This is a genomic window from Nocardiopsis sp. TNDT3, from assembly GCF_003427465.1.
Taxonomy (GTDB): domain Bacteria; phylum Actinomycetota; class Actinomycetes; order Streptosporangiales; family Streptosporangiaceae; genus Nocardiopsis; species Nocardiopsis dassonvillei.
This window is the reverse complement of sequence record NZ_QPFC01000916.1, coordinates 1-5,034: the sequence shown is the minus strand read 5'-3', so window position 1 is coordinate 5,034 and position 5,034 is coordinate 1. Positions and strand designations below refer to the sequence as shown.

Below are 5,034 nucleotides of genomic sequence, written 5' to 3'. Positions count from 1 at the left end.
CCCCGTCCGGTCAGCTGTCAGGTGAGGGAGGCCTTCGCGGCGGCGCGGCGCGGTCGGCCCGTTCGCGCGGGGCTGCCGTTCCAGGCGCGGCGCCCGCGAGTCGGCGTGACCGTGAGGCCCCGCCCGGCCGGTTCGGTCTCCCGCCTCGGCTCCGGTGCCCGGCTGGCGGGGGTCTCCGTCACGTTCACGGCCCGCACGGGCGCGGGGGAGGGCTGGGGGCTCCGCCGCAGGGCCGTGAGTGCCCTGCGCGCCGCACCCCTGCGGACCCCCAGTCCGCTTCTGGACCCCATCGGGACCAGGGTGTCCACGACCACCGCTACCGTGACCGCAACCGCTACGAAAATCGCCAGCGTCATGTTCCCCCGCTCCCCTTTTCCCCGGACGGCCGTGGCCGTTGATCGCTCACTCCGGCCGCTGCGCCCTCCGCACCGACGACCCGATGTCTCTGCAAGGTGCCCGTGTGATCACCGCTGAAACCCCAGGGAAGACAGTGCATCGTGTGCCGTGCGGTCGAGGACGACTCTAGGTGCGGCCTACGACGCTTTCCGGGCCGCCGTCCGGACCGCGCTCACCGGCTCCGAAGCCGACGGGGCCCGTTCCTGCGCCTCCTCCGCGATCCGGGACCCGCACGGGAACCGGTACCGCCTTCCCCGGCACGTGTCAGGTCCGCGACCGGTTACGGACAGTACGGTGTGCGAACAGGTGCCGGGACAAAGGGGTGGCGTCGCCGCCCGTGAACGTGCTCGATCCAGGACGAAACGGTCCTGTGGCCGGGAAGACACCACCCAGGCGGGGCAGGCAGCGGCGGAAAGAGGCACATGGACGCGGTGGAGGCGTACGCGCGGAACCGCGCCGAACTCGTGCGGCTTCAGCGGCTCCAGAGGACAGGCGGGACTGGTGCTCTCCGCGAGCACCGGTCCCACGCGTTCCGGGTCATGCCGAAGCGGGCTCCGTGGCGGAGCGGTGCGGCCAGCGCGGCCCGGAGGGATCGCCGAGCCGGGCCGTGTGCTCACCCGAAGCCGTCACGGTGAGTCCGTACTCCGTCAGATCCGGGCAGCCCCGCGCCGTCCAGTGGTCGTGCGCCGCGATGACCTCCTCACCCGCCGGCCGCGGGCCGCCCTGTTCCCACCCGGCCGTCCGCGTACGGCCGCGCCCACGACGGGGAGTCCAGCGCCGAGAGCCACACGCGCGGTTCGGCTTCGCACCGCACCGCGCTCATGCCGATCCGGATCCCGGGCACCATGAGCGCCAACTGCGGACCGGCCCCGCCCGTGACCACCTCGCGCGCGTCCCCGCCGCGGTTCCACGCGCGCTCGGCCGTGCCGTGCGGGTCGTGCGGAGCGCCGTACCGGGCGCGCTGGTAGCGCGACGTCATGAAGCCGGCGTCGCCCGCGAAGCGCCCCTGCGCGCAACCCTCCTCCGACACCACGAGCCGGGCCATGGCGCCCCCGGGAAGGCCGGCCGTCGGAGCCCGGGGCGTGACGACCACGCCTCCGGACCGGGGCTGCCCGGTCCACGCGCGGGGGACCTCGACCACGGCCCAGGTGGCGATGACCGCGTCGTAGGGCGCATCCTCCGCGTATCCGGCGGCGCCACCGGTCCCGTTGCACGGCGGGCAGTCGATGACCTCCTCGTCGGACCAGGGGCCGCTGCCGTCGCCTCCGGCGATGACCCTGCCCGTTCCGTTGCAAGGGGAGCGGTCCGCCATTCTCAGCCTCTTTCGGGGAAGGGCGAGGAGCACGGGGGGCCGGGCGGGAACGGTCTTCCGAAGCGCTGTCCCGGAGCTTCCAGCGCGGCCACGAACGCCTCCAGCGTCGGCTCGATGACGGTGGGAGCCGTCAGGCCGGAGGGCGACCTGTCGGTGGCCACCCACAGGTCGCCGTTGTGGTGGATGGCGTAGCGGTCGCCGTAGTACCTGCGCAGGGCGAGGAGCGCGGCTTCGGCGTGATCGACCGGGGGTTCGCCGGGTGGGGGAGGACTCTGCACGGGAGTGTCCGATCTGCGTCGGGGACTGATCGAACGCTACAGAGAGTGCCCTACGGGAACCCAGCAGGTTGCACGAAGTTGCACGGAAACTAGTCGAGCGCACCGATCGCCGAGGTGAGCAGCGCTCGGGCCTTGTGTCCGTAGACGGCGAGCCTCTGGAGGCGGCCGAACGCCCTCGTGTACGTCGCCACCTCGGCCGGGGCCTCGATGGTGAGTTCCGCGGTGGTGAGTTCGACCCGGACGAGGCTGTCGTCGTAGACGGTGAACGCTTCGAGCGGCAGCACGAGACGCCGTGTGGAGAAGGGGATGACTCCCACGGAGACATTGGGCAGGGACATGACGGACAGCACATGTCCGAGCTGTCCGGCCATCACTTCGGGAGTTCCCATGCGATACCGCAGAACGGACTCCTCGAGCAGCATCGAGAACCGGTGACCACCCCGCCTGAGGATGCGTGAGCGGTCCATCCGGGCGTCCACTGCCGCGTCGATGTCCTCGTCGTCACCGTCGAGATCGGTGATGGCGGTGAAGAGCGCGGTGGTGTAACCGGGGGTCTGGAGGAATCCGGGGATCACGTTGGGGGTGTAGATCCGAAAGAGCCCGGTCTGCTCGTACAGCGGAACATAGGACTCCTGGAGGTGCCGGAGCCCGGCGCGCTGCTTGCGCCTCCACTCCACGTACAGCGACTCGGCGTTCCGTGATGCGGAGACCAGGTCCTCCGCCTGCTCGTCCGCTCCACAGGCCCTGCACCAGGCCCTGACGTCGGCGTCGGAGGGCGGTGTCTTCGCGTTCTCGATGCGCGAGGACTTCGACTTGTGCCAACCAGTCCGGGAAGCCAGTTCGGCCCCCGTCAGCCCGGCGTCCAGGCGGATTTCTCTCAACCGTGAGGCGACGGCCTCGCGGGCCGCTCGGGCACTGGACTTGGAAGAGGAGCGCACGAACTGGTATCCGGTGTTCTAGGGGTCAGACGCGGAAGTCGGCGTGGGGGACGGCGCGTTCCCAGACGGCCTCGAAGGCCGAGGAGCACAGCTTGGCCAACTCCGGGTCTTCGGTGACTTCCCGCTCAAGCCACCGCCCGTCTCCCGTGAAGTGGTTGACATGGACGATGCGTCCGTCGAAGAGCCAGAAGTCGTTGCCGGGGAACGCTATGTCGGTCGCCTGGCGGCGTGGGAGCCAGCGTACGTGTTCTCCCGCGATGATGTTTCCCTGGGTGCCCGCGTGCTCGAAACGGATGTAGTCCGTCACCGGCATCGAGACCACCCGCGCCCGACGCACGGTGACGCCTCGTGCCGTGGCGTCGGCGACCGCCTGGTAGAAGGGGGCCCACCAGGACTCGCGGTCGTTCCAGTCGCCGCGGTGCCCGACGCGCTTCCACTCCTCGAAGCCCGCGACCTCGTCGGCCACACCGTAGACGTCGCGCAGTTCCAGGTGGATCGCGGACTCCTGGCAGGAGTCGAGCAGGTCATCGAAGGTGGGCGCGTTCCGCGTCATCGCAGGCCTCCCTCAGGATCGTGACCATACGGGCGGGAACACGCACGACCGCTTCGTGGTCGGGGACGGTGCCGACTTCCCGGCACTCGGTCAGGGTTTCTTCGCTGGCCTTCCATCCCTGGATGACCAGGTCGGCTGTGACCTCATCGACGAAGACCGTCGGTGAGCCCTTCGTGTCTGATTCCGGGTCCTTGCCGAAATAGCGCAGTGCCATGGATGCTTTCCTCTCGGGCTGGTTGCATCCGGTTGCGCGAACATCCCGTGCCATCACCATACGTGTCAAGTTCGTTACCGGTTACGGACAGTGCGGTGCGCGAAGGGGTGTCGCAAGAAAGCGGTGGCACCGCCGCCCGCGAACGTGCTCGATCCAGGGCGAACCGGGCCCGCGGTCGGGGACATGACTCCCATGCGGGGACAGTCAGCGGCGGAAAGAGGCGCATGGACGCGGTGGAGGCGTACGCGCCGAACGGAGCGGCGCCGAGACCCCGTAGACGCCGCTGGCGGGCGCCGGTGCCGCGCCTCAGCCCTTGCGGGCCAGGCCGCAGTACTCGGGGATGTCGCGCGCCCTTCCGACCTCGACCGGCTCGGGCCGCCACCGGGTGACGCAGACGACCCCGGGTTCGACCAGCGCCAACCCGTCGAAGAAGCGGGTGAAGTCCTCCACCGTGCGCGTGTGGTAGGGCCGCGCGACGCTCTCCCGCCAGCGCCGGAGCGCCGCCAGCGCGCGCTCGTCGGTGACGGCCTCCACGTGGGCGAGGACGCCGTCGCACACGGCCAGGAAACTGCCCGGCGCCAGCGCGTCCGTGTAGGCGCGCACGATGCCCAGGGCCTCCTCCAGGTCGCCGAAGTGGCCCATCGTCCCCAGCAGGGACAGCGCGACCGGGCGGTCCAGGTCGAGGGTCGCGCTGGCGCTCTCCAGCACCCGGTCGGTGTCGCGCAGGTCCGCCCCCACGTACCGGGCCCGCTTCTGGTCGGTGCCCACCAGCAGGGCGCGCGCGTGCGCCAGGACCATGGGGTCGTCGTCCACGTAGACCACGCGCGCGTTCGGGGCGTGCGCCCGCGCCACCTCGTGGGTGTTGCCGGCGGCGGGCAGTCCGGCGCCGAGGTCGAGGAACTGGCGGACGCCCTCCTCCCGGGCCAGGTGGCCCACCGCGCGGCGCAGGAAGAGCCGGTCCCCCCGGACGGCCTCGACGACCTGGGGCGCCAGCCCCGCGACGGCGTCGCCCATCTCGCGGTCCACCGGGTAGTTGTCCCTGCCGCCGAGCCAGTAGTCCCGCACCCGCGCGGTGTGCGCGACGCCGGTGTCGATGGGGATGTCCGTCATGGTGGCCTCTCGGGTGGGGCGGGCCGCGACAAGCGGTACGCGCAGTCTCATGCGTCCCATGACCCGCCCGCAACCCGAAAAATCCCGTCATGAAGGGCGTCGCGCTCCATCCGACCCCTCCGCGGTGCCGCCGCTGCCGGTGACGTCGGTGTCGATCTCGGCACCGGCCACGGCGCGGCGCAGGCGGTTGAGGCGCTGGTGGGCCGCGACCGCACCGGATCGGTCGCGGGCGG

Annotated in this window: 6 protein-coding genes; all 6 read right to left on the bottom strand. The window is 71.3% G+C overall.

The features are described from left to right. Positions 1-1,096: 1,096 nt before the first annotated feature. Positions 1,097-1,708: a hypothetical protein gene (locus tag DQW06_RS21645; RefSeq protein WP_117199199.1), complete on the bottom strand. Its 612-nt coding sequence runs from the start codon at positions 1,706-1,708 to the stop codon at positions 1,097-1,099. Between the two features lie 2 nt (positions 1,709-1,710). Next, complete coding sequence (locus DQW06_RS21640) at positions 1,711-1,986, bottom strand: hypothetical protein (protein ID WP_013153406.1); 276 nt, start codon at positions 1,984-1,986, stop codon at positions 1,711-1,713. 89 nt (positions 1,987-2,075) lie between these two features. Beyond that, the gene (locus DQW06_RS21635; protein WP_210746116.1) at positions 2,076-2,867 is read right to left on the bottom strand and encodes a helix-turn-helix transcriptional regulator; all 792 of its coding nucleotides are present in this window, start codon (positions 2,865-2,867) and stop codon (positions 2,076-2,078) included. 82 nt (positions 2,868-2,949) lie between these two features. Then, entirely contained in the window at positions 2,950-3,477 is a 528-nt protein-coding gene (locus tag DQW06_RS21630; protein WP_117199198.1) for a DUF6879 family protein, read from the bottom strand. Further along, entirely contained in the window at positions 3,449-3,691 is a 243-nt protein-coding gene (locus tag DQW06_RS21625; protein ID WP_117199197.1) for a hypothetical protein, read from the bottom strand. Before DQW06_RS21625 ends, DQW06_RS21630 begins: the two co-directional genes overlap by 29 nt. 306 nt (positions 3,692-3,997) lie before the next feature. After that, the gene (locus DQW06_RS21620) at positions 3,998-4,801 is read right to left on the bottom strand and encodes an SAM-dependent methyltransferase (RefSeq protein WP_117199196.1); all 804 of its coding nucleotides are present in this window, start codon (positions 4,799-4,801) and stop codon (positions 3,998-4,000) included. Positions 4,802-5,034 lie beyond the last annotated feature (233 nt).